Source organism: Bacillus sp. C30 (genome assembly GCF_040838255.1).
Taxonomy (GTDB): Bacteria; Bacillota; Bacilli; order Bacillales; family Bacillaceae_G; genus Bacillus_A; species Bacillus_A mycoides.
Genome location: NZ_JBFPJH010000001.1, coordinates 1 through 21091, shown reverse-complemented (window position 1 = coordinate 21091; position 21091 = coordinate 1). Strand labels below are relative to the sequence as shown.

Genomic DNA, 21091 nt, shown 5'->3' with positions numbered 1-21091 from the left:
GATAGATACGTTGAGTCTTTCTACCTGCTCAAAAAAGAAAAATGGCTTCTATAAGAAAACCATCATTCTGTTTCATAATCTGCTGATTTTACTATCTTTTCCAAGAGAAGCAAAAATATACATCTTTCTCAACGCAGAAAATCATATATTGGCATTGTATAATGTTAACATAGCCAAAAATAACCGTCAACGCTTTTTTGATTTTATGATATAATATCCTTTTTTCTTTTCTACAACTTCAACTTCAGAAAATACTTCTTCTAGTTTTTTCATCGCAGATGGCGCACCTTGTTTCTTTTGAATAACAATCCACAATTCTCCACCTGAAACTAAATACTCCACAGCCTTTTCTAAAATCTCATGCACGATATCTTTACCAGCACGAATTGGAGGATTAGATAGAATAACAGCATACTTGCCATCTACATTTTCATAGACACTACTTTGCAAAATACGTATATTTTCAATTCTGTTATTAGCGGCATTTTCTTTTGCAAGTCCCAAGGCCCTTTCATTCACATCCACCATGTGAATTTCACGATTTTGAAACCCTTTCGCTAACGACAAACCGATTGGACCGTACCCACATCCTACGTCTAACACATTACCTTTAACATCTGGCATTTGAAACGCTTCAATTAAAAGACGAGAACCAAAGTCCACTTCGTTTTTCGAGAACACCCCATGGTCAGATAAAAAAGTAAATCGAGATTCACGAAGTGTAACTTCCCATCGTTTACGATCACTTTTACTAGAAGGGTCGTTAGAAAAATAATGGTCTGCCATATGGCCACCTCTTTTCTTTACAGTTAAAAAAAAAGCTCGCATAAGAGCGAGCTTTTTTTAAAGCACCAAAAGTTAATTACTTAACTTCTACAGCAGCGCCAACTTCTTCAAGTTTAGCTTTCATTTCTTCAGCTTCCTCTTTAGTAACGCCTTCTTTGATTGCTTTTGGAGTGTTGTCAACTAATTCTTTAGCTTCTTTTAAGCCAAGACCAGTGATTTCACGTACAGCTTTGATAACTTTGATTTTTTGAGCGCCAGCACTTGCAAGTACTACGTCAAATTCAGTTTGCTCAGCAGCAGCTTCACCAGCGCCACCAGCTACAGCTACAGGAGCAGCAGCAGTTACGCCGAATTCTTCCTCGATAGCTTTTACTAAGTCGTTAAGTTCTAATACAGTCATAGATTTAACTGCTTCAATGATTTGTTCTTTAGTCATTGTAAATATCCTCCCTTAAATAGGTTTGTATTGTTTTATAGATAACAAGTAATTATCTTTTAAAAAATTAAGCGCCTTGCTCTTCCTTTTGATCTGCAACTGCTTTAGTAGCAAGTGCAAGGTTACGGATTGGAGCTTGAAGAACGCTAAGAAGCATAGAAAGTAAGCCTTCACGTGATGGAAGAGTAGCGATAGCTTTAACCTCATCAAGTGTTACAAGTTTACCTTCGATTACGCCAGCTTTAATTTCTAAAGCTTCATGATTTTTAGCGAAGTCGTTTAATACTTTCGCAGGAGCAACTACATCCTCGTTACTGAACGCGATTGCGTTTGGTCCTGTTAAGAATTCGTTTAACTCAGCCATTTCAGCAGACTCTGCAGCACGACGAGTTAAAGAGTTTTTGTAAACTTTGAACTCAACGCCAGCTTCACGTAAGTTTTTACGTAATTCTGTTGCTTCAGAAACTGTTAAACCACGGTAGTCAACAACAATTGTAGATTTACTCGCGCGAAGTTTTTCAGCGATTTCAGTTACAACTTGTTGTTTAGTTTCGATTACTTTGCTCATGTTATTACACCTCCTGTAGATTATATAGAAGATGTACCGAAAGTGCACTAAAAACCTCCATGCCCAACTTGTAGACATGGAGGCATATAGTCACAGAAAAAAGATTCCGCTTCGTATATTAACACCTAGGTAGGAAATTAAGTCGAATCGACTCCTACTGTCTACGGTACACTATTAAAATTCACAACATAAATGATTATATTAAAACTTCTTTATGAAGTCAACTTCCAATTTTTACGCAAGTGTAGAAACGTCTACGCGTACGCCAGGTCCCATTGTAGAAGCAACAGTTGCGTTCTTCATGTAAGTACCTTTTGCAGCAGCCGGCTTAGCTTTTTGTAGCGTGTCAGCAATTGTTTTGAAGTTTTCTACTAATTTAGCATCTTCGAAAGATACTTTACCGATTGGAACGTGGATGTTACCAGCTTTATCAACGCGGTATTCAACTTTACCAGCTTTGATTTCGTTAACAGCTTTAGTTACATCGAAAGTAACTGTTCCAGTTTTAGGGTTTGGCATTAAACCTTTAGGTCCTAATACACGACCAAGTTTACCAACTTCACCCATCATGTCAGGAGTTGCTACTACTACATCGAAATCGAACCAACCTTTTTGGATTTTACCGATGTAATCAGCATCGCCTACGAATTCAGCGCCAGCAGCTTCAGCTTCTTTTGCTTTTTCGCCTTTAGCGAATACTAATACACGTTGTACTTTACCAGTACCGTGTGGAAGAACAACTGCACCACGAATTTGTTGGTCAGCTTTCTTAGGGTCAACACCTAAACGGAATGCAGCTTCTACAGTTGCATCAAATTTAGCTGTATTTGTTTTCTTTACTAATTCTACTGCTTCTGTTGCAGAGTAAGCAGATGCACGATCAACAAGCTTCGCAGCTTCAACGTACTTTTTACCTCTTTTAGCCATGTTTGTTTCCTCCTTGAATGTGGTTTTAGCGGAATAACCTCCCACGTTTACGCCTTCATTCCGGGAACCCCCGAGGATGTGCGCCCATCCATTTATTTAAAAATGATGATCATTTACGATAATAAAGGTTGCGAATTGGAATTCCAGACCCGCAACCTTTTTTACAAAAAACAAATCGAATTAGTCTTCGATAACGATGCCCATACTGCGCGCAGTACCTTCAACCATACGCATTGCAGCTTCTACGCTAGCAGCGTTTAGGTCAGGCATTTTAGTTTCAGCGATTTCGCGTACTTTATCACGCTTAACAGTTGCCACTTTATTACGGTTTGGTTCACCAGAACCAGACTCAATACCAGCTACTTTCTTAAGAAGAACAGCAGCAGGAGGAGTTTTAGTAATGAAAGTGAATGAACGGTCTTCAAATACCGTAATTTCAACAGGGATGATAAGACCAGCTTGATCAGCTGTACGAGCGTTAAACTCTTTACAGAAGCCCATGATGTTAACACCTGCTTGTCCTAATGCTGGACCAACCGGCGGAGCTGGATTAGCTTTACCTGCAGGAATCTGAAGTTTTACCATTTTAATTACCTTTTTAGCCACGAGACACACCTCCTTAAGTCCGTGATGTGGTCAATTGGGCAGTGATTTGCCCTCCCACTTCATATTTTATCATAATGATAAAATCTTTTTCAAAAAACGTCTCCGTTACCGAAGACGTACTGACTTAAAAGATATTATCACTTTTTACAATTCATTTCAAGTTTCATTTTATAATTTTTCAATTTGATGGAAATCAAGTTCAACCGGAGTCTCGCGACCGAACATGTCTACAAGCACGCTAACTTTTTTCTTTTCCACATCAATTTCTTCAATCGCACCTGTATAATCCGCGAATGGCCCCTCATTTACACGCACTGTTTCATGAAGTTCAAATTCGAAATCAACCACTTCATTGTCCATTCCCATATGCTTCATGATGGTAACAACTTCCTCTTCTAATAGAGGCGATGGTTTAGATCCTGAACCAGAAGAACCGACAAAGCCTGTTACACCTGGCGTATTACGAACAACATACCAAGAATCGTCAGTCATGATTAGTTCTACTAATACGTAACCTGGGAACACTTTTCTTTTCGTTATTTTTTCTTTACCATTTTTCATTTCTACTTCTACTTCTTCCGGGACAACAACACGGAAAATTTTATCTTGCATACCCATTGATTCTACACGTTTCTCTAGGTTTGCTTTTACTTTATTTTCATATCCAGAATAAGTATGGACAACATACCAACTTTTTTCCATTCATTTAGGACGAGCGTCCTTCCCTCCCTGACGTACATTTTTTTGCGCAAATGAAAAAACCCGTTCACCGGGCTTTTACACAGTTCTTATAAATAACATTATATCATGGATAAGTGCTTCTTATTCAAGAATTAACCAAGAATTAACCGAATTAAAGAAGAAATGCCCATATCAACCACTGCGAAGAAAATCGCAAAGAACACAACTGTCGCGATAACAGTCGTTGTTGATCGGAGTAATTCATCTTTTTTAGGCCAACTTACTTTTTTCATTTCGCGACCTACATCGCCGAAAAAGTTCGTTAAACGCATCTACGGGACCTCCAGTTTATTATTTCAATTATTTATTTTGTTTCTTTGTGAACTGTATGCTTATTGCATGTTTTACAAAACTTCTTTATCTCAAGTCGCTCTACTGAGCTCGTATCTTTCATCGTAGAGTAGTTTCGATTTTTACACTCTTCACATGAGAGTACAACTTTTTTCCTCATTAGTTACACCAACCTTGTAACATTGTCCCTAAAAATGTATCATACAACAAAAGACAATGTCAATGTCATGACTTTCACTCTCTTAACAAAAAGAAAACAGGTGAATTATTTTACACCTGCGGCACTTGCTATGAATTTAAAGTTGTGCTCTCTCTCATCTCCATATATCTTTCTAATTTCCTTTTTACACGCTGCAATGCGTTATCAATAGATTTCACGTGCCTGTTTAACTGTTCTGAAATTTCTTGATAGGAACGACCATCTAAGTATAAAGAGAGCACTTTTCTTTCTAAATCGCTTAATAATTCAGATATTTTAGATTCTATGTCTGTATATTCTTCCTGACTTATAATCATCTCTTCTGGATCAGTTACTTTCGATTCCGAAATAACATCTAATAATGTTCGATCAGATTCCTCATCGTAAATTGGCTTGTCTAAAGACACATACGAATTTAACGGAATATGTTTTTGCCTTGTTGCTGTTTTAATAGCGGTAATAATTTGTCGAGTGATACACAGTTCAGCAAATGCTTTGAACGAAGACAGCTTGTCCCCTTTATAATCACGAATAGCTTTAAACAATCCAATCATGCCTTCTTGAACAATATCTTCTCGATCGGCACCCACTAAGAAATAAGATCTTGATTTCGCGCGAACAAAGTTCTTATATTTGTGAATTAAATATTCTAGAGCGTCAGTATTACCTTTTCGAACTAACTCAACGATTGCCTCATCCTCTAAATCACGAAATGTAACGTCGCCTACACTTACGAAGCCTGCTTCCACCCTGATCCCTCCGACCGCTATATATTTAGCAATATTATACAGTAAAAAGATAAAGAGCGTCAATGCTTCAACGCTCTCCTCTTCTTAATTTTTCTAATTTTTCTGTAATATCTTCACTAAATATCTTTCGCATGGCGGGTTGCTTTTCTTTCGTGTCTTTTGTACACCTTCTTACTTGTTGTTCCATCGCTTGCACTTCTAACTCTAATTCACGCGCAGATTTTCGAAGTGCACCTTGCGCAAATATAATCCATTGCTCCGTATAATCCGAAGTTGCAACGTATATTTGTGTATTTATATTTCTAAGCTCAATCGCAAGTTGTTCTATCTTTTCATCTGCAGTTTGATTTTTTCTCGTGAATATTACTTCCACCCGTGATTGTTTCATCTTTTTTTCAATACCATAGACTGTATAGGCATCAAAGACAATCATTACCTTTGTGCCTGTATAGCCTTGATAATCCGCCATCTTATCAATAAGTGCGTCTCTTGATGACTGTAAATCTACATCCCGTAGTTTCTTCAAGTCTCCCCAAGCCCCGATAATGTTGTAACCGTCAACGATTAAAATATCGTTCATTTTTTATTTACCAATTTCGTGACGTTTACGATATACCTCATACATTAACAAACTTGCGGCTACTGAAGCATTTAAGGATGTAACTTTACCGACCATCGGTAAAGTAATTAGGAAATCACACTTTTCACCAATAATACGACTCATACCTTTTCCTTCACTACCAATTACTAGTCCGATTGGCATATTACCATCTAAATTACGGTAATCTGTTTTCCCTTTGGCATCTGTACCAGCAATCCAAAGTCCACGTTCTTTTAATTCATCAATTGTACGCGATAAGTTTGTTACACGTGCAACAGGAATATATTCAATTGCCCCAGTCGACGCTTTCGCAACTGACGCTGTAAGCCCCACCGCTCTTCTTTTTGGAATAATAACCCCATGAGCCCCTGTTGCATCCGCAGTACGCATAATAGAGCCTAAGTTATGTGGGTCTTCAATTTCATCTAAAATTAAGAAGAACGGATCTTCATTGCGTTTTTCTGCTAATTTAAACAAATCCTCTAACTCAGCATATTGATATGCAGCTACTTGAGCAATTACACCTTGATGATTACCCTCAACCAATTGATCTAATTTCTTCTTTGGTGCGTGTTGCAAGATAACCTTATTCTCTTTTGCTAATGCTAGTACAATTTGCACTTGTCCTTTGGCAGCACCTTCCGCTACCAAAATTTTATTAATATCTCGCCCCGCTCTTAAAGCTTCAATTACAGGGTTACGTCCGATAATATATTCACTACTCATGATGATGTGCTCCCTTCCTTTTCTTCCAAAACGTCAATCGCCTTATATACAATCTCGTCCAATCTTTCACGATTATTCAACAAGTGATGATAACCGATTAGCGCTTCAAAGGCTGTACTGTGTCGATATGTTTGTACATCTGTATTTTTTGGAACAGTACCCGAATTCGCATTACGCCCTCTTCTTAATACCGCCTCTTCCTCTTCTGTCAAAAATGCCGTTTCTAATAAATGATAAACAACTTTCGCCTGTGCTTTTGCCGAAACAAAGCTCGTCCCTAAGCGATGTAATTGATTAGGGCGAACTTTCCCCTTTTGAAGGAGGTGATAGCGGATATATTGCTCATATACCGCATCACCCATATATGCTAAAGCTAAGCTGTTTAATTGCTTTGCATCAATCATTCTTATCCTCTTTTCCATCTTGTACCTTGAGCGGTATCTTCTAAAATAATATTACGTCCTTTTAAATCATCGCGAATTTGATCAGATAGTGCGAAGTCACGATTTTGACGAGCTTCAATACGCTTTTGGATTAGTGCTTCAATTTCTTCATCAAGCAACTCTTCTTGCGCTAATTCTAATCCTAAAATACTAAATAATGTTTCAAGTTGTTTTACATACGCTTCAATTACAACTTTAGAAGTATGTTCTTCTAACAAATATTGATTTGCGTGATTTGCTACGTTATATAATTCAGTAATCGCATTAGCCGTATTGAAATCATCATCCATCGCTTCTTCGAATGCAACCTGGAACTTTTCCATTTCAGCTAACCATTTTTCATTATGGTCCGTTAAATCCGTACTACTTTCCATACGATGCTTTAAGTTACCGTAAGCTGTTTTAATTCTTTCTAGTCCATTATTAGTACTTTGCAATAAATCCTCGCTAAAGTTAATTGGGTGACGGTAATGTACCGATAGCATAAAGAACCTGATTAACTGTGGATCATATTGTTTAATGATATCGTGAACTAAAATGAAGTTTCCAAGCGACTTAGACATCTTCTCGTTATTAATATTAATATATCCGTTATGCATCCAATAACGTGCAAATGTTTTTCCTGTCAACGCCTCAGACTGCGCAATTTCATTTTCATGATGAGGAAACGCTAAATCTTGACCACCAGCATGAATATCAATTGTATCCCCTAAATATTTACGCGCCATTGCTGAGCATTCAATATGCCACCCTGGGCGTCCTTTCCCCCAAGGGCTTTCCCAGAAGATTTCTCCTTCTTTCGCAGCTTTCCATAAAGCAAAATCAAGAGGGTCTTGTTTCTTTTCTCCTACTTCAATACGTGCACCGTGACGTAAGTCTGCAATCGGTTGATGTGATAATTTACCGTAACCTTCGAATTCTTTCGTTTTAAAGTACACATCACCTTCTGATTCATATGCATACCCTTTATTCACAAGTTCTTGAATAAATTCAATAATGATATCCATATTTTCCGTTACACGTGGATGAACCGTTGCATGTTTGCAACCTAGTGCCGTTACATCTTCAAAGTAAGCTTCAACAAAACGATCTGCAATTGTTGGCACATCTTCACCTAATTCGTTTGCCGCCTTAATTAATTTATCATCCACGTCAGTAAAGTTAGATACATACTGCACATCATATCCTTTATATTCTAAGTAACGGCGTACTGTATCAAACACCATAGGTGGTCTTGCATTCCCAATGTGAATGTAGTTATACACTGTAGGTCCGCACACATACATCTTTACCTTATTTTCTTCTAATGGCATAAACTCTTCTTTTTGACGCGTTAACGTATTATAAATGTGAATAGTCATTTTTATCCTTCCTTCCTACCTTTACTTCGAGTTGCTTTCTCAATTTATCAAGTTCTACTTCCATAACCTTTAATTTATCAAAAATCGGATCCGGAAGATCAGAATGATTTAATTCTTGACCAATCTTTACTCCATTTTGAATAACGACTCGGCCAGGTATACCTACAACTGTAGAATGCGCAGGAACTTCCTTTAACACGACAGATCCTGCTCCAATTTTAGAATTCTCTCCAATAGTAATAGAACCTAGTACTTTAGCACCTGTTGCAATTAATACATTATCCTGAATTGTAGGGTGCCTCTTTCCTTTTTCTTTACCTGTACCACCTAATGTGACACCTTGATAAATTGTTACGTTTTCGCCAATTTCACACGTTTCTCCAATTACAACCCCCATTCCATGATCAATGAAAAAACGACGACCAATAGTTGCTCCTGGATGAATCTCAATGCCAGTAAAAAAACGACTAACTTGCGAAATCCAACGTGCCATAAAGAAAAAATCCCTTTTATAAAAAGCATGTGCAATTCGATGGGCCCAAACTGCATGTAATCCAGAGTAAGTTAAAATGACTTCGAAATAACTTCTTGCCGCTGGATCCTGTTCAAAAACGACTTCAATATCTTCCCGAAGCCTCTTAAACATCGATGTTCCCTCCCCTTTATGGGCTGCTTTTTTCGAGTGAACTAACTCCCCACTTCCCCCTAAATCTTTATACAAGGGGATAAAACTTATACTCACACCATTTACATGGTATAAAAAAAAGACGCCTCTGTCATATAGACAGAGACGCCTTTTAAGCGCGGTTCCACTCTGTTTAGGCTAAAGAAGCCTCAAACTCATCCATGATAACGGTTTACACCGCTTCTGTTTACTTTGCGCCCTAAGACGTTCCGCGAAATACTTCGCTGTTCAACAGAAGACTCGAAGGGGCATTTCAAAAATCCGCTTATAAACCACTTCCAGCCTAAGGGTGGTTCTCTCTGTAAAAAGCCTGATTTTCTACTTCTCCTTCTCGTCGCTTTTCCTTATTAGATTTTAGATATACTTATTATATTGCTAAACCTAGAAAATGTTAACCAATTACTTTTTGAATACGATTTAAAACTTTTTCTTTTCCAAGAAGAGCAATAGCGTTAGGAAGCTCTGGACCATGTGTTTGTCCAGTAGTAGCAACACGGATTGGCATAAATAGGTTTTTACCTTTATGTCCTGTTTCTTTTTGAACTGCTTTAACTGCCGCCTTAACTGCCGCTGGCTCCATTGCTTCTAAAGCTTCTAATTGATCGGCAAATGCACGAAGTACTTCAGGTACTTGTTCACCTTTCAATACTTCTTGTCCCTCTTCTTCATGATCAACATGATCTTTAAAGAACATTTCAGAAAGCTCTACAATTTCAGCTCCAAAGCTCATTTGGTCATGATATAAAGCAATTACATCACGAACCCACGCTTGTTCTTGTTCGCTTAAGTTTTCACCTACGCGACCCGCTTTCACTAAATGCGGTAAGCTTAGTTCAACAACCGTATCTAAATCTTGTTTTTTCATATATTGGTTGTTCATCCATTTTAGTTTTTGGGAATCAAATAATGCAGGTGATTTTGATAAACGAGCTGCATCAAACATTTTGATAAACTCATCTTGAGAGAAGACTTCTTCTTCACCTACTGGTGACCAACCTAGTAATGCAATAAAGTTAAAGATTGCTTCTGGAAGATATCCAAGCTCTTTATATTGCTCAATAAATTGAATAATAGATTCGTCACGCTTACTTAGCTTTTTACGGCTTTCGTTTACAATTAAAGTCATATGACCGAACTTCGGGATATCCCAACCGAAAGCTTCATAAATCATCATTTGTTTTGGCGTGTTTGAAATATGATCATCACCACGAAGTACGTGTGTAATCTCCATTAAGTGATCATCTACCGCTACCGCAAAGTTATAAGTTGGAATTCCATCTTTTTTCACGATAACGAAATCACCAAAATCATTTGAATGGAATGCAACTTCATCTTTTACGAGATCTTTAAACGTGTAGTCGCTATCAGCCGGCACACGGAAGCGAATACTTGGAATACGGCCTTCAGCCTCAAATCCTTTAATTTGCTCCTCAGTTAAATCACGGTGGTTTCCTGCATAACGCGGTGTTTCACCACGAGCGATTTGACCTTCACGCTCTGCTTCTAGCTCTTCTTCTGTCATATAACATTTGTAAGCTAAATCACGCTCTAATAAATCTTTATATAATTTTTTATAAATATCTAAACGCTCTGTTTGACGATATGGTCCAAATTCACCACCAACATCAACACCTTCATCCCAGTCCATACCGAGCCATTTCAAGTATTTTAATTGGCTTTCTTCTCCACCAGCAACATTACGTTTCACATCAGTATCTTCAATACGAATAATAAACTTACCATCTTGATGACGAGCAAATAAATAATTAAATAATGCCGTACGCGCATTTCCGATATGTAAGTGTCCTGTTGGACTTGGCGCATAGCGCACTCTCACTTGCTTTTCCATAGTTGGTACACCTTCCAATCTTAATGTCAACACATTCTATAATTGTACACCAAAAAAACGTGATTATCCATCTTACGAATTAAAAACCACTATTTTTTCTGTAATAAAACAACCGCTTGAGAAGCAATCCCTTCTTCTCTACCTGTAAATCCTAATTTTTCTGTTGTTGTTGCCTTTACATTAATATTATCAATAGACGTTTCTAATAGTTCACTAATGCGTTTACGCATGCTTTCAATATGCGGTGCCATTTTTGGCTTTTGGGCAATAATTGTACAATCTAGGTTCCCTAGCTCATAACCTTGTTCACGCACAAATTCCCAAACCTTTTGTAACAATACAGCTGAATCCGCATCTTTAAAGGCAGGATCTGTATCGGGAAAATGTTTTCCAATATCTCCTGCTGCAATTGCTCCTAGACATGCGTCAGCAATCGTATGTAACAATACATCTGCATCCGAGTGACCGATTAATCCTTTTTCATGAGGAATTGTAATTCCACCGATAATTAACGGTCTACCTTCCGCAAATTCATGTACATCAAAACCTTGTCCAATTCGAAACATTCTTTACATCCTCCTCAATCTAAACTACTTTATGAATTCTATATTATATTGCTATCTCTATAAAGAAAAGCCCGGCAACTGCCGAGCTTTTCTTTACTATAATAACATCACTTCTATTTCTTCTGAACATGAAGGAAACTTTCAGCAATTAGTAAATCCTCTGGAGTCGTCACTTTAATATTATAGTAACTCCCCTCTACTACGCCTACTTTCTTCCCTACACGTTCTACGAGACTTGCGTCATCTGTACCAAGAAAACAACTTTGCTTTGCACTTCTATGAGCTTCTAATAAAAGAGGAACAGAAAATCCTTGCGGTGTTTGAACCGCTTTAAGCTGAGAACGTTCTACCGTTTCAACAACAACACCCTGTTCTACTTTCTTAATGGTATCCTTCACTGGCACCGCACAAATGGAAGCACCATATTTCTCTGCTGCAGTTAATACATCTTGCATCATCTTATTCGTTACGAACGGGCGCGCACCATCGTGTACGAGAACATATTCAACACCACTCACATACTGAAGCGCATTATACACACTATCTTGTCTTTCGGCCCCGCCTTGAATAAATTGCACCTGCTTTTCAACCGGGTACTTCTGCATTAACTCCTCAAAATAAGGGCGTTCCTCTTCGTTAATTGCCATGATAATACGTTTACATGCTTTATCTTTTTCAAAAGCACGTAATGTATGCACAATGATAGGTACTCCATTTATAAGTAAGAACAACTTGTTTTTGCCAGCACCCATCCGTTTCCCTTGACCCGCTGCTGGAATAATTAACGTATACATATTAATAATCCTCTACTTATAATGCTTTTTCTAATAATTTACGTTTTGCGAAAATCATACGACCAGCCGATGTTTGCAACACACTTGTAACTAGTACATTAAGTTGCGAACCGACATATTCTCTACCGTCTTCTACTACAATCATCGTGCCATCATCTAAATATGCCACACCTTGATTTTGTTCTTTACCATCTTTCACAACATAAACACTTAATTCTTCGCCAGGGAGTACGACTGGTTTAATTGCATTTGCTAAATCGTTAATGTTTAATACTGTTACTCCTTGTAATTCAGAAACTTTGTTTAAGTTGAAATCATTTGTTACAACAGTTCCACCAGTGATTTTAGCTAACTTTACAAGCTTGCTATCCACCTCTTGGATATCCTCAAAATCGCCTTCATAAATTTCCACCGGAATTGGTAGCTCTTTTTGAATACGATTTAAAATGTCTAATCCTCTGCGACCACGATTACGCTTTAAAGCATCAGAAGAATCGGCAATATGCTGAAGCTCTTCTAATACGAATTGTGGAATCACAATTGTTCCTTCTAAAAACTTCGTTTGGCAAATATCCGCAATACGTCCATCAATAATTACGCTTGTATCGAGAATTTTCCAATGAGTTGTAGATTTTTCTACCTCTACCTCTTCGTTCTCGCTATTGTTTTTCTTCTTACCTCCACGCTGGGGTAATGTAAATAATCCTAGCAATTCATTTCTCTTTTTAAATCCTACTTGGAATCCTAAATAACCAAGTAAAAGAGTAAAGAACACTTGTAATACTGTACTAATGACTGGAATCGTGAATTCACGAATTGGTATCAAAATTAAATATGCAACAATAAGACCAGAGATCAACCCTAATGTACCAAATAAAACATCCGCTACCGGTGCCTTTACAAGGGCTTCTTCGATATGTTTAATAAGTTGAACAATATAATCCACAAGCCAAAATGTTGTTAAAAATAAAATAATTGCACCAATAATTGCACGAACGTACGATCCCTCAAGCAAAGGAACAGCACCAACGTCCAATACATTAATAACTTTTGGGATTAGAAAAATCCCTAACGCTCCCCCGATCACTAAAAAGAAGAGCTGTACGATCCTTTTTAACATCCAACCACCTCCTACTCATTATTAACCATTGTTTTGCTAATCAAAACGCCGAATGCAAAAGCGGACGTGTTTTTTTGTAAATAGTTTTATTTACCAATATACCATATCATATAACAAAAATGTTCTAGTGTCGTTATATTATGGAATCAATGTAATATTCTTAATTGTGTCTACTCATATAGAGATGCTCTTGAATTCTTTTTAGGCCCTCTCGTATTTTCTTCGCCCTAACTTCCCCAATTCCTTCCACATCATCCAATTCATTAATAGTTGCACGACAAACACCTTGCAATGTTTTAAATCGATTAATTAAATTTTCAATGATAAGTGGTGGAACACGAGAAATTTTGCTTGCGATTCGGTATCCCCTCGGTGTCACGCTTTCTTCTAAGCTCATTTGCCCTGGATAGCCGAGCAATTTAACTAAATCGCTATCCTCTAAAAGCTGTGTATTTGCAAGATCTTGTAACTTTTTCAAAATTTGATGGTGATCCTGCGTTTTTTCTTGATAATAATCCTTAATTAATAACGCTGCCTCTGCTTCTAAGTCGGCTAGTAATTCTGTAAGTTGTAAACGAATTAACCTTCCTTCCGTTCCTAACTCATGAATGTAGCTCACTATTTCATTTTTAATACGCAGTACCATTTCAACACTATGTAAAACGTGAACTACCTCGGACATTGTAACGACCTCTTCAAATTCTAGAATGCCCAAATTCGTAATCCCATCATTCCATACAGCTTTATATTTTTCTAACGTTTGAATAGCTTGGTTTGCCTTTGTTAAAATTACACCTATATCTTTTAGTGTATAACGTAAGTTCCCTTGATATAGTGTAATTACGTTACGTCTTTGTGAAATAGCCACAACAAGGCTAGCCGTCTGCTTTGCTACACGCTCTGCCGTTCGGTGACGCATACCTGTTTCAATAGAATCAATGGATGGATCTGGAACTAATTGTGCATTTGCAATTAAAATTTTGCTCCCAGTTTCATTTAAAATAAGTGCCCCATCCATTTTTGCTAATTCATATAAACTAGCCGGCGAGAATGCACAATTAATGTGAAATCCTCCATCAACAATACTTTTAATCTGCTCATTATACCCAAGAACAATTAGCCCTCCAGTTTGCGCACGAAGTACGTTATCTATCCCTTCGCGTAGTGGTGTTCCTGGGGCAACAAGCTGTAGAATATTAATCATACTTTTGACACGTTGCTTGTTTTCCTCCATAGCCTAGCCTCCTAATGTCAAACGAAGCGCTTCTCCTAAATTAGAAACACCTACTACCTCAATCCCATCTGGAATTGTCCATCCTCCCAAATTTTTTCTAGGAATAATAGCACGTTGAAATCCTAATTTCGCTGCTTCTTGTACACGTTGTTCAATTCTTGATACTCTTCTTATTTCTCCAGTTAGGCCTACTTCTCCTATTACCGCATCGGCTGGTGCAGTAGCTTTATCTCTGAAACTTGAAGCAATACTTAAGGCGACAGCTAAATCGATTGCTGGTTCATCTAATTTCAAGCCACCCGCAACTTTTAAATATGCGTCTTGATTTTGCAACAATAAACCTGTTCTTTTTTCTAGCACTGCCATAATAAGTGAAACGCGGTTATGATCAATTCCCGTCGCCATTCTTCGAGGATTTCCAAAACTAGTAGGGGAGATTAATGCTTGTATTTCTACTAAAACCGGTCTTGTTCCTTCCATTGAAGCAACCACTGTGGATCCTGCAACTCCAACTGGACGTTCCTCAAGGAAAATTTCAGAAGGATTTAGTACTTCTGCAAGACCTAGTTCCTTCATTTCAAAGATCCCCATTTCATTTGTGGAACCAAAACGGTTCTTCACAGCTCGCAAAATACGATATGTATGGTGACGATCTCCTTCAAAGTAAAGAACTGCATCAACCATATGTTCTAGCATACGTGGTCCTGCAATTGCCCCTTCTTTTGTCACATGTCCGACGATAAAAATAGGAATCCCTTTCGTCTTTGCAAGTTTCATTAATTCCGCTGTACATTCACGTACTTGCGTTACACTCCCTGGGGCTGACGTCACTTCAGGTAAATGTATCGTCTGGATGGAGTCAATAACAACAAAAGCTGGATTCATCTCTTCAATGTGCGCTGCAATTCTCTGTAAATCAGTCTCTGCTACAACAAATAGATTACTACCCTTTACATGCAAACGATCTGCACGAAGTTTGATCTGCTTTGCTGACTCCTCACCTGATATGTATAGTACATCATATAAAGAATCTGCTAATTGCGATGAAATTTGTAATAACAATGTTGATTTCCCAATCCCAGGGTCTCCACCAATAAGTACTAAAGATCCATCTACAATCCCGCCACCAAGTACACGGTTAAACTCTTGAAATTTCGTTTCAATACGCGCCTCAGACTTTGTTTCTACCTCTGTTAAGCGTCTTGGTTTTGTTACTTCTGATTGAATTGCATTGGCATAATTAAGGCGTCTTGATGATACAACTGGTTCCATCTCTTCAACAAGCGTATTCCATTGACCACATCCAGGACATTTCCCCATATATTTTGGCGACTGATAACCACATTCTTGACATGTAAATTTTGTTTTCTTTTTAGCCATATTTTTTATAGTTCACTTCACTTTCATCTACAAACGTTTATCCTTCTCGTACAAGAAAGAGGGCTATCGCGTAGCCCTCTTTGTTTGTCTATACTTATTTTACCTTTTCCGCACTATGAATGACAAATGATTCTCCTTCTATATCAAAGATAACTTTTTGTCCTTTCTCAATAGCACCTTTTAACAGTTCTTCTGATAGTCTATCTTCTACATGTTTTTGAATCGCTCTACGAAGCGGACGAGCACCGTACTCTCGATCAAATCCTTTATCAGCAATTGCTGAAATTGCTCCTTCTGTTAAATGCAATTCAATCTCTTGTTCTTTTAAGCGATTCACTAACTGATTCACCATAAGAGTTACAATTTCTTGAATATGTTTTTTCTCAAGCATATGGAACACGATAATTTCATCAATACGGTTTAAGAATTCTGGACGAAATGCTTTTTTCAATTCATCCATTACTTTACCTTTCATATCTGAATAATCGCGGCTCTCATCTTGTACGTTAAATCCAAGATGTTTATTACGTTTTAATGCGTCTGCACCAACATTAGACGTCATAATAACAATTGTATTACGGAAATCAACTGTACGTCCTTTAGAATCTGTTAAACGGCCATCTTCTAATACTTGTAGTAAAATATTAAACACATCAGGATGAGCTTTCTCTACTTCATCTAATAAGACAACTGAATATGGCTTACGACGAACTTTCTCTGTTAATTGTCCACCTTCTTCATATCCAACATATCCTGGAGGAGATCCAACTAAACGAGAAGTAGAATGCTTTTCCATGTACTCAGACATATCGATGCGGATCATTGCATCCTCATCACCGAACATAGATTCCGCTAATGCCCTTGCTAGTTCTGTTTTACCTACACCAGTAGGTCCTAGGAAAATAAATGAGCCAATTGGACGTTTCGGATCTTTTAATCCCGCTCTCGCACGACGAACAGCTTTTGCCACAGCTACAACTGCTTCATCCTGCCCAATTAAACGATCATGTAAAATTGATTCCAAGTTTAATAATTTATCTGTCTCTGTTTGTGCAAGTTTAGAAACTGGAATACGCGTCCATGTGGAAACGACATTTGCAATATCTTCTACTGTTACTTCTGAGTTTTCTTGTCCTTGTTTCTCTTTCCACTGACGCTTTGTATCTTCTAACTTTTCACGCAAACGTTGTTCCATATCACGTAAGGAAGCAGCTTTTTCAAATTCTTGGCTTTGTACAGCTGCATCTTTTTCTTTTCTAATTTCCTCAAGCTTCACTTCAAGCTCTTTTAAGTTTGGCGGTGTTGTATAAGAACGTAAGCGCACTTTTGATGCAGCCTCATCAATTAAATCGATTGCTTTATCAGGTAAAAAACGGTCTGTAATGTAACGATCTGAAAGTTTTACAGCCGCATCGATTGCATCATCTGTAATTGATACGCGGTGATGCGCCTCATAACGGTCACGTAAACCTTTTAAAATCTGAACTGATTCTTCTAAGTTTGGTTCATCAACATGAATTGGTTGGAAACGTCTTTCTAATGCCGCATCCTTTTCAATATATTTACGATATTCGTCTAAAGTTGTTGCACCAATACATTGTAATTCACCACGTGCTAAAGATGGTTTTAAAATATTCGATGCATCAATTGCACCTTCCGCCCCTCCTGCACCAATTAACGTATGAAGCTCATCAATAAATAGAATGATGTTACCAGCTTGGCGAATCTCATCCATCACTTTCTTTAAACGATCCTCAAATTCACCACGATATTTTGTTCCAGCAACAACTGTACCCATATCTAATGTCATAACACGCTTATCTCTTAAAGTTTCAGGAACTTCATTATTTACAATTTGCTGTGCTAATCCTTCCGCAATTGCTGTCTTACCTACACCAGGTTCTCCAATTAATACTGGATTGTTTTTTGTTCTACGGCTTAACACTTCAATTACACGTTGAATTTCTTTACTACGTCCAATAACAGGATCTAAACGATTTTCACGTGCAACAACTGTTAAATCACGTGCTAGACTGTCAAGTGTAGGTGTATTCGCATTTGTTGATGAACCACCCTGGTGACCTGAACTAGCTTCATTACTTCCAAGGAGTTGTAACACTTGTTGTCTTGCTTTATTTAGGCTTACACCTAAATTATTTAAAACGCGTGCTGCTACACCTTCACCTTCACGGATTAAACCAAGTAAAATATGTTCTGTTCCAACGTAGGAATGGCCTAGCTTACGAGCTTCGTCCATAGACAACTCAATAACTTTTTTAGCACGAGGTGTGTAATGTACTGTTTGAGAAGCTTCCGTTCCACGTCCAATTAATGCTTCTACCTCTTTTTGAACTTTCTCTGGACTTAATCCAAGAGCAATTAACGCTTTTGCTGCAATTCCTTCACCTTCGCGTACAAGCCCAAGTAAAATATGTTCTGTTCCAATATTATTATGCCCAATGCGAATTGCTTCCTCTTGAGATAAAGCTAATACTTTCTGTGCTCGTTCTGTAAATCTTCCAAACATCATAGAAATCGCCTCCTACTTGCGCTTAATTTTGTTCAATTCGTAATCGCTCACGGATTAAAGTTGCTCTTCGATAATCTCTTTCTTCTGGTCCTAAAGGTCCTCCTGCATATTGTTGCAAAATGCCTGGCTGAGTAAGAACCATTAACTCAGTTAAAATATTTCTCGATATACCTTGTATATATCCTAAGTCAATACCAAGCCGTACATCTGATAAGCAAGTGGCTGCTTCTGCAGATTGAATTAAACGACTGTTAGCTAGTATTCCGTAAGAACGATATACTTTATCTTCAAGCTCAATGCTTGAATTTTGTACAATTAATTCTCTAGCCGTTTTTTCTTGATGAATGATTTGTTGAATGACACTCTTTAAATCTGCAATAATATCTTCTTCTGATTTCCCTAGTGTCATTTGATTTGACACTTGAAATATATTACCTAACGCTTCGCTACCTTCACCGTATATTCCTCTTACTACTAACCCTAATTTTTGAATTACTTGTATAATACGGTTAATTCTTTTCGTTAAAACCAGTCCCGGCAAATGAATCATTACCGAAGCCCTTAATCCTGTACCGACGTTAGTGGGGCAACTCGTAATATATCCAAGCGATTCATCAAAAGCATATTCAACCTGCTCCTCGATCCAATTATCTATTTGATTGGCACTTTGAAGCGCCTCTGATAACTGTAAACCTGAAAATAGGCACTGAATCCTAACATGATCCTCTTCATTAAGCATGATACTTATATGTTCACTTTCTGATAGTAGGCATGCTCCGTATTCTGTTCCTGCAAGATTTGGACTAATTAAATGCTTCTCAACTAAAACTCTCCTTTGAAGAGGATTTAATTCATTCATTTTTAATAGTTCAAACTCCCCAAAAGGTTCAACAGGTTTTTTTATAAACTTCTTCTTAAATAACTCATGAATCTGCTTAGCTTCTTCCTCGTTTTGCATAGTAGAGAATTGATATTTTTTAAAATTACGAGCCAAACGAATTCGACTACTTAAAACAATATCAGAATCAGGGCCATCTCCCTTCATCCATGGACTAATCGCTTCATTCATGATTCTGTCCAGTGACATAGAACTATTCCCCCTCTCTATGCTCACTAAGCTGATTTACAAGACCTCGAATTTTATCTCGTACTTCAGCCGCTTTCTCAAATTCCTCTTTCTGTACATATTGTTTCAGATTGAGTTTTAGTTCATCTAATTCTTTCTTTAAGTAGATATTTCCTTCTATACGTTCAGGAATTTTTCCACAATGATCCGTATGCCCACCGTGAAGACGTTTTAACAATGGTTTTAAATGCCCCTTAAATGTATCGTAACAAGAAGCACATCCAAAGCGTCCCACTTTTGTAAATTGTTCATATGTCATCTTACAATTCGGACATCTTGATATATTTGTATTTGAAAATGCATCTTGCCCTTCTTCAAACATTGCTGGTTCACTATGCAATAATCCGGTTAATAGGTCATGGAATGAAAAATTAGACTGCGGTGATTGAAAGAAAGACGTATAGCCACTTTGTTCTGCACATTGCTCGCAAAGATGAACTTCCGCCTTTTTTCCGTTGATTACTTTTGTATAATGTAAAGCTGCCGGTCTTATATTACAGTTTTGACAAGTCATCGCTATCCCCCACCTTTACAACAGGAACGATCTATCTCATGATACTTTTCATACATTACTAGATTGTTCTCTTTCCTTAATCCATTTAGTAAAGCACATGTCATCTTTCAAAATCCCTACAATATTAAACTGCATTATCTTAGCTATCATTCTTAACAAAAGTTATATTTATTTATATTTCAGTGTTCTTAACATTGCGCATAATATTCGAGCCCTAAGTTCATCTCGAGAAGGAACATCCATTAATAATACAGAACGATCTAGTACGCTTAACATAAGTTTAGCTTCACGATTTGTTATAATCCCCTCTTCTATTAAACGTATAATCATACTTTCAGCATTTCCTTGTGCAACGCTATGATCAATCATATGAAGCATTTGATCAATAATGTCTATATCATCATGCAGTTTGACTTTTATAATGCGAATGTAACCTCCTCCACCTCGTTTACTTTCTACTACAAATCCTCTTTCTAACGTAAAACGGGTATTGATTACATAGTTGATTTGAGACGGCACACAATCGAATCGATCAGCGACCTCATTCCTCTTGATTTCAATCACATTATTATTGCTTAAGTCAATAACTTGCTTTAGATATTTCTCAATGATATCAGATATATTTCTCATTTATCCGCCACCTTTATTGACTTTGACTATCTTTGACTATAATTATATACGTATTAAAAAAATTTGCAACTCTTTTGCTTATTCACTATCCTAGCCACATTTCCCTGTCTTTAATCAAAAGGACGATTCTTTAAGTAAAGATTTTTTAAATTACTATGAATTGTAAAAAGAAACACAAAAAAACACAAGTCAAAAGACTTGTGTTTTTATCTTGCTTGGCGACGTCCTA

At 37.5% G+C, this 21091-nt stretch carries 24 protein-coding genes and 2 other annotated features; all 24 genes read right to left on the bottom strand.

Features of this window, described 5'->3' with window-relative positions; all coding sequences use genetic code 11:
- Positions 1-186: 186 nt before the first annotated feature.
- A complete protein-coding gene (locus tag AB3X49_RS00120) occupies positions 187-786 on the bottom strand; it encodes a class I SAM-dependent methyltransferase (RefSeq protein ID WP_367960092.1) in 600 nt (199 codons plus the stop codon).
- A gap of 76 nt (positions 787-862) precedes the next feature.
- Positions 863-1222: a 50S ribosomal protein L7/L12 gene (gene rplL, locus AB3X49_RS00115; RefSeq protein WP_002009788.1), complete on the bottom strand. Its 360-nt coding sequence runs from the start codon at positions 1220-1222 to the stop codon at positions 863-865.
- A gap of 67 nt (positions 1223-1289) precedes the next feature.
- Positions 1290-1790, bottom strand: a complete 501-nt coding sequence (rplJ, locus tag AB3X49_RS00110) for a 50S ribosomal protein L10 (RefSeq protein WP_002009790.1) — start codon at positions 1788-1790, stop codon at positions 1290-1292.
- Between the two features lie 39 nt (positions 1791-1829).
- Positions 1830-1975 (bottom strand) — a sequence feature (ribosomal protein L10 leader region).
- 49 nt (positions 1976-2024) lie between these two features.
- Positions 2025-2717 carry a 50S ribosomal protein L1 gene (rplA, locus tag AB3X49_RS00105; RefSeq protein WP_002009792.1) on the bottom strand — a complete coding sequence of 231 codons (693 nt, stop codon included), beginning with the start codon at positions 2715-2717 and terminating at the stop codon, positions 2025-2027.
- 180 nt (positions 2718-2897) lie between these two features.
- A complete protein-coding gene (gene rplK, locus AB3X49_RS00100) occupies positions 2898-3323 on the bottom strand; it encodes a 50S ribosomal protein L11 (protein ID WP_001085872.1) in 426 nt (141 codons plus the stop codon).
- A 168-nt stretch (positions 3324-3491) separates the two neighbouring features.
- Complete coding sequence (gene nusG / locus AB3X49_RS00095; protein ID WP_002009795.1) at positions 3492-4025, bottom strand: transcription termination/antitermination protein NusG; 534 nt, start codon at positions 4023-4025, stop codon at positions 3492-3494.
- Positions 4026-4156: 131 nt separating this feature from the next.
- Positions 4157-4336: a preprotein translocase subunit SecE gene (gene secE / locus AB3X49_RS00090; protein ID WP_002009797.1), complete on the bottom strand. Its 180-nt coding sequence runs from the start codon at positions 4334-4336 to the stop codon at positions 4157-4159.
- Between the two features lie 32 nt (positions 4337-4368).
- Positions 4369-4515, bottom strand: a complete 147-nt coding sequence (rpmG, locus tag AB3X49_RS00085) for a 50S ribosomal protein L33 (protein WP_012260172.1) — start codon at positions 4513-4515, stop codon at positions 4369-4371.
- A 128-nt stretch (positions 4516-4643) separates the two neighbouring features.
- Positions 4644-5303, bottom strand: a complete 660-nt coding sequence (locus tag AB3X49_RS00080) for an RNA polymerase factor sigma-70 (protein ID WP_002009799.1) — start codon at positions 5301-5303, stop codon at positions 4644-4646.
- Positions 5304-5370: 67 nt separating this feature from the next.
- Positions 5371-5883, bottom strand: coding sequence for an NYN domain-containing protein (locus AB3X49_RS00075; protein WP_002009801.1), 513 nt, complete (start codon positions 5881-5883; stop codon positions 5371-5373).
- Positions 5884-5886: 3 nt separating this feature from the next.
- Positions 5887-6630 (bottom strand): 23S rRNA (guanosine(2251)-2'-O)-methyltransferase RlmB, encoded by a 744-nt coding sequence (gene rlmB, locus AB3X49_RS00070; protein WP_002091503.1) that lies wholly within the window; start codon positions 6628-6630, stop codon positions 5887-5889.
- Positions 6627-7034 (bottom strand): Mini-ribonuclease 3, encoded by a 408-nt coding sequence (locus AB3X49_RS00065; RefSeq protein ID WP_002063411.1) that lies wholly within the window; start codon positions 7032-7034, stop codon positions 6627-6629. Before AB3X49_RS00065 ends, rlmB begins: the two co-directional genes overlap by 4 nt.
- 2 nt (positions 7035-7036) lie before the next feature.
- Entirely contained in the window at positions 7037-8434 is a 1398-nt protein-coding gene (gene cysS / locus AB3X49_RS00060) for a cysteine--tRNA ligase (RefSeq protein WP_002091500.1), read from the bottom strand.
- On the bottom strand, positions 8415-9080 hold the full coding sequence (cysE, locus tag AB3X49_RS00055; protein ID WP_002169329.1) for a serine O-acetyltransferase: 666 nt from the start codon (positions 9078-9080) through the stop codon (positions 8415-8417). Before cysE ends, cysS begins: the two co-directional genes overlap by 20 nt.
- Positions 9081-9217: 137 nt before the next feature.
- Positions 9218-9463, bottom strand: a binding site (T-box leader).
- A gap of 47 nt (positions 9464-9510) precedes the next feature.
- Entirely contained in the window at positions 9511-10968 is a 1458-nt protein-coding gene (gene gltX, locus AB3X49_RS00050; RefSeq protein ID WP_262449843.1) for a glutamate--tRNA ligase, read from the bottom strand.
- Between the two features lie 89 nt (positions 10969-11057).
- Positions 11058-11534, bottom strand: coding sequence for a 2-C-methyl-D-erythritol 2,4-cyclodiphosphate synthase (gene ispF / locus AB3X49_RS00045; protein WP_000488386.1), 477 nt, complete (start codon positions 11532-11534; stop codon positions 11058-11060).
- Between the two features lie 113 nt (positions 11535-11647).
- Positions 11648-12328 (bottom strand): 2-C-methyl-D-erythritol 4-phosphate cytidylyltransferase, encoded by a 681-nt coding sequence (gene ispD, locus AB3X49_RS00040; protein ID WP_002009811.1) that lies wholly within the window; start codon positions 12326-12328, stop codon positions 11648-11650.
- 16 nt (positions 12329-12344) lie between these two features.
- Positions 12345-13448 (bottom strand): PIN/TRAM domain-containing protein, encoded by a 1104-nt coding sequence (locus tag AB3X49_RS00035; RefSeq protein ID WP_002063406.1) that lies wholly within the window; start codon positions 13446-13448, stop codon positions 12345-12347.
- A 160-nt stretch (positions 13449-13608) separates the two neighbouring features.
- Positions 13609-14682 (bottom strand): DNA integrity scanning diadenylate cyclase DisA, encoded by a 1074-nt coding sequence (disA, locus tag AB3X49_RS00030; protein ID WP_000392162.1) that lies wholly within the window; start codon positions 14680-14682, stop codon positions 13609-13611.
- A gap of 3 nt (positions 14683-14685) precedes the next feature.
- The gene (gene radA / locus AB3X49_RS00025; protein WP_002169331.1) at positions 14686-16062 is read right to left on the bottom strand and encodes a DNA repair protein RadA; all 1377 of its coding nucleotides are present in this window, start codon (positions 16060-16062) and stop codon (positions 14686-14688) included.
- A 94-nt stretch (positions 16063-16156) separates the two neighbouring features.
- Entirely contained in the window at positions 16157-18592 is a 2436-nt protein-coding gene (gene clpC, locus AB3X49_RS00020) for an ATP-dependent protease ATP-binding subunit ClpC (RefSeq protein WP_002063405.1), read from the bottom strand.
- Between the two features lie 22 nt (positions 18593-18614).
- The gene (gene mcsB / locus AB3X49_RS00015; RefSeq protein WP_002169332.1) at positions 18615-19679 is read right to left on the bottom strand and encodes a protein-arginine kinase McsB; all 1065 of its coding nucleotides are present in this window, start codon (positions 19677-19679) and stop codon (positions 18615-18617) included.
- Between the two features lie 4 nt (positions 19680-19683).
- Complete coding sequence (gene mcsA / locus AB3X49_RS00010) at positions 19684-20232, bottom strand: protein-arginine kinase activator protein McsA (protein ID WP_367960089.1); 549 nt, start codon at positions 20230-20232, stop codon at positions 19684-19686.
- 168 nt (positions 20233-20400) lie between these two features.
- Positions 20401-20862, bottom strand: coding sequence for a transcriptional regulator CtsR (ctsR, locus tag AB3X49_RS00005; protein WP_098778571.1), 462 nt, complete (start codon positions 20860-20862; stop codon positions 20401-20403).
- Positions 20863-21091 lie beyond the last annotated feature (229 nt).

What these genes read in the sequence shown, in the direction of transcription:
- AB3X49_RS00120 (WP_367960092.1), bottom strand. Translation starts at nt 786, where the DNA reads ATGGCAGACCATTATTTTTCTAACGACCCTTCTAGTAAAAGTGATCGT.
- rplL (WP_002009788.1), bottom strand. Translation starts at nt 1,222, where the DNA reads ATGACTAAAGAACAAATCATTGAAGCAGTTAAATCTATGACTGTATTA.
- rplJ (WP_002009790.1), bottom strand. Translation starts at nt 1,790, where the DNA reads ATGAGCAAAGTAATCGAAACTAAACAACAAGTTGTAACTGAAATCGCT.
- rplA (WP_002009792.1), bottom strand. Translation starts at nt 2,717, where the DNA reads ATGGCTAAAAGAGGTAAAAAGTACGTTGAAGCTGCGAAGCTTGTTGAT.
- nusG (WP_002009795.1), bottom strand. Translation starts at nt 4,025, where the DNA reads ATGGAAAAAAGTTGGTATGTTGTCCATACTTATTCTGGATATGAAAAT.
- secE (WP_002009797.1), bottom strand. Translation starts at nt 4,336, where the DNA reads ATGCGTTTAACGAACTTTTTCGGCGATGTAGGTCGCGAAATGAAAAAA.
- rpmG (WP_012260172.1), bottom strand. Translation starts at nt 4,515, where the DNA reads ATGAGGAAAAAAGTTGTACTCTCATGTGAAGAGTGTAAAAATCGAAAC.
- AB3X49_RS00075 (WP_002009801.1), bottom strand. Translation starts at nt 5,883, where the DNA reads ATGAACGATATTTTAATCGTTGACGGTTACAACATTATCGGGGCTTGG.
- rlmB (WP_002091503.1), bottom strand. Translation starts at nt 6,630, where the DNA reads ATGAGTAGTGAATATATTATCGGACGTAACCCTGTAATTGAAGCTTTA.
- AB3X49_RS00065 (WP_002063411.1), bottom strand. Translation starts at nt 7,034, where the DNA reads ATGATTGATGCAAAGCAATTAAACAGCTTAGCTTTAGCATATATGGGT.
- cysS (WP_002091500.1), bottom strand. Translation starts at nt 8,434, where the DNA reads ATGACTATTCACATTTATAATACGTTAACGCGTCAAAAAGAAGAGTTT.
- cysE (WP_002169329.1), bottom strand. Translation starts at nt 9,080, where the DNA reads ATGTTTAAGAGGCTTCGGGAAGATATTGAAGTCGTTTTTGAACAGGAT.
- gltX (WP_262449843.1), bottom strand. Translation starts at nt 10,968, where the DNA reads ATGGAAAAGCAAGTGAGAGTGCGCTATGCGCCAAGTCCAACAGGACAC.
- ispF (WP_000488386.1), bottom strand. Translation starts at nt 11,534, where the DNA reads ATGTTTCGAATTGGACAAGGTTTTGATGTACATGAATTTGCGGAAGGT.
- ispD (WP_002009811.1), bottom strand. Translation starts at nt 12,328, where the DNA reads ATGTATACGTTAATTATTCCAGCAGCGGGTCAAGGGAAACGGATGGGT.
- AB3X49_RS00035 (WP_002063406.1), bottom strand. Translation starts at nt 13,448, where the DNA reads ATGTTAAAAAGGATCGTACAGCTCTTCTTTTTAGTGATCGGGGGAGCG.
- disA (WP_000392162.1), bottom strand. Translation starts at nt 14,682, where the DNA reads ATGGAGGAAAACAAGCAACGTGTCAAAAGTATGATTAATATTCTACAG.
- radA (WP_002169331.1), bottom strand. Translation starts at nt 16,062, where the DNA reads ATGGCTAAAAAGAAAACAAAATTTACATGTCAAGAATGTGGTTATCAG.
- clpC (WP_002063405.1), bottom strand. Translation starts at nt 18,592, where the DNA reads ATGATGTTTGGAAGATTTACAGAACGAGCACAGAAAGTATTAGCTTTA.
- mcsB (WP_002169332.1), bottom strand. Translation starts at nt 19,679, where the DNA reads ATGTCACTGGACAGAATCATGAATGAAGCGATTAGTCCATGGATGAAG.
- mcsA (WP_367960089.1), bottom strand. Translation starts at nt 20,232, where the DNA reads ATGACTTGTCAAAACTGTAATATAAGACCGGCAGCTTTACATTATACA.
- ctsR (WP_098778571.1), bottom strand. Translation starts at nt 20,862, where the DNA reads ATGAGAAATATATCTGATATCATTGAGAAATATCTAAAGCAAGTTATT.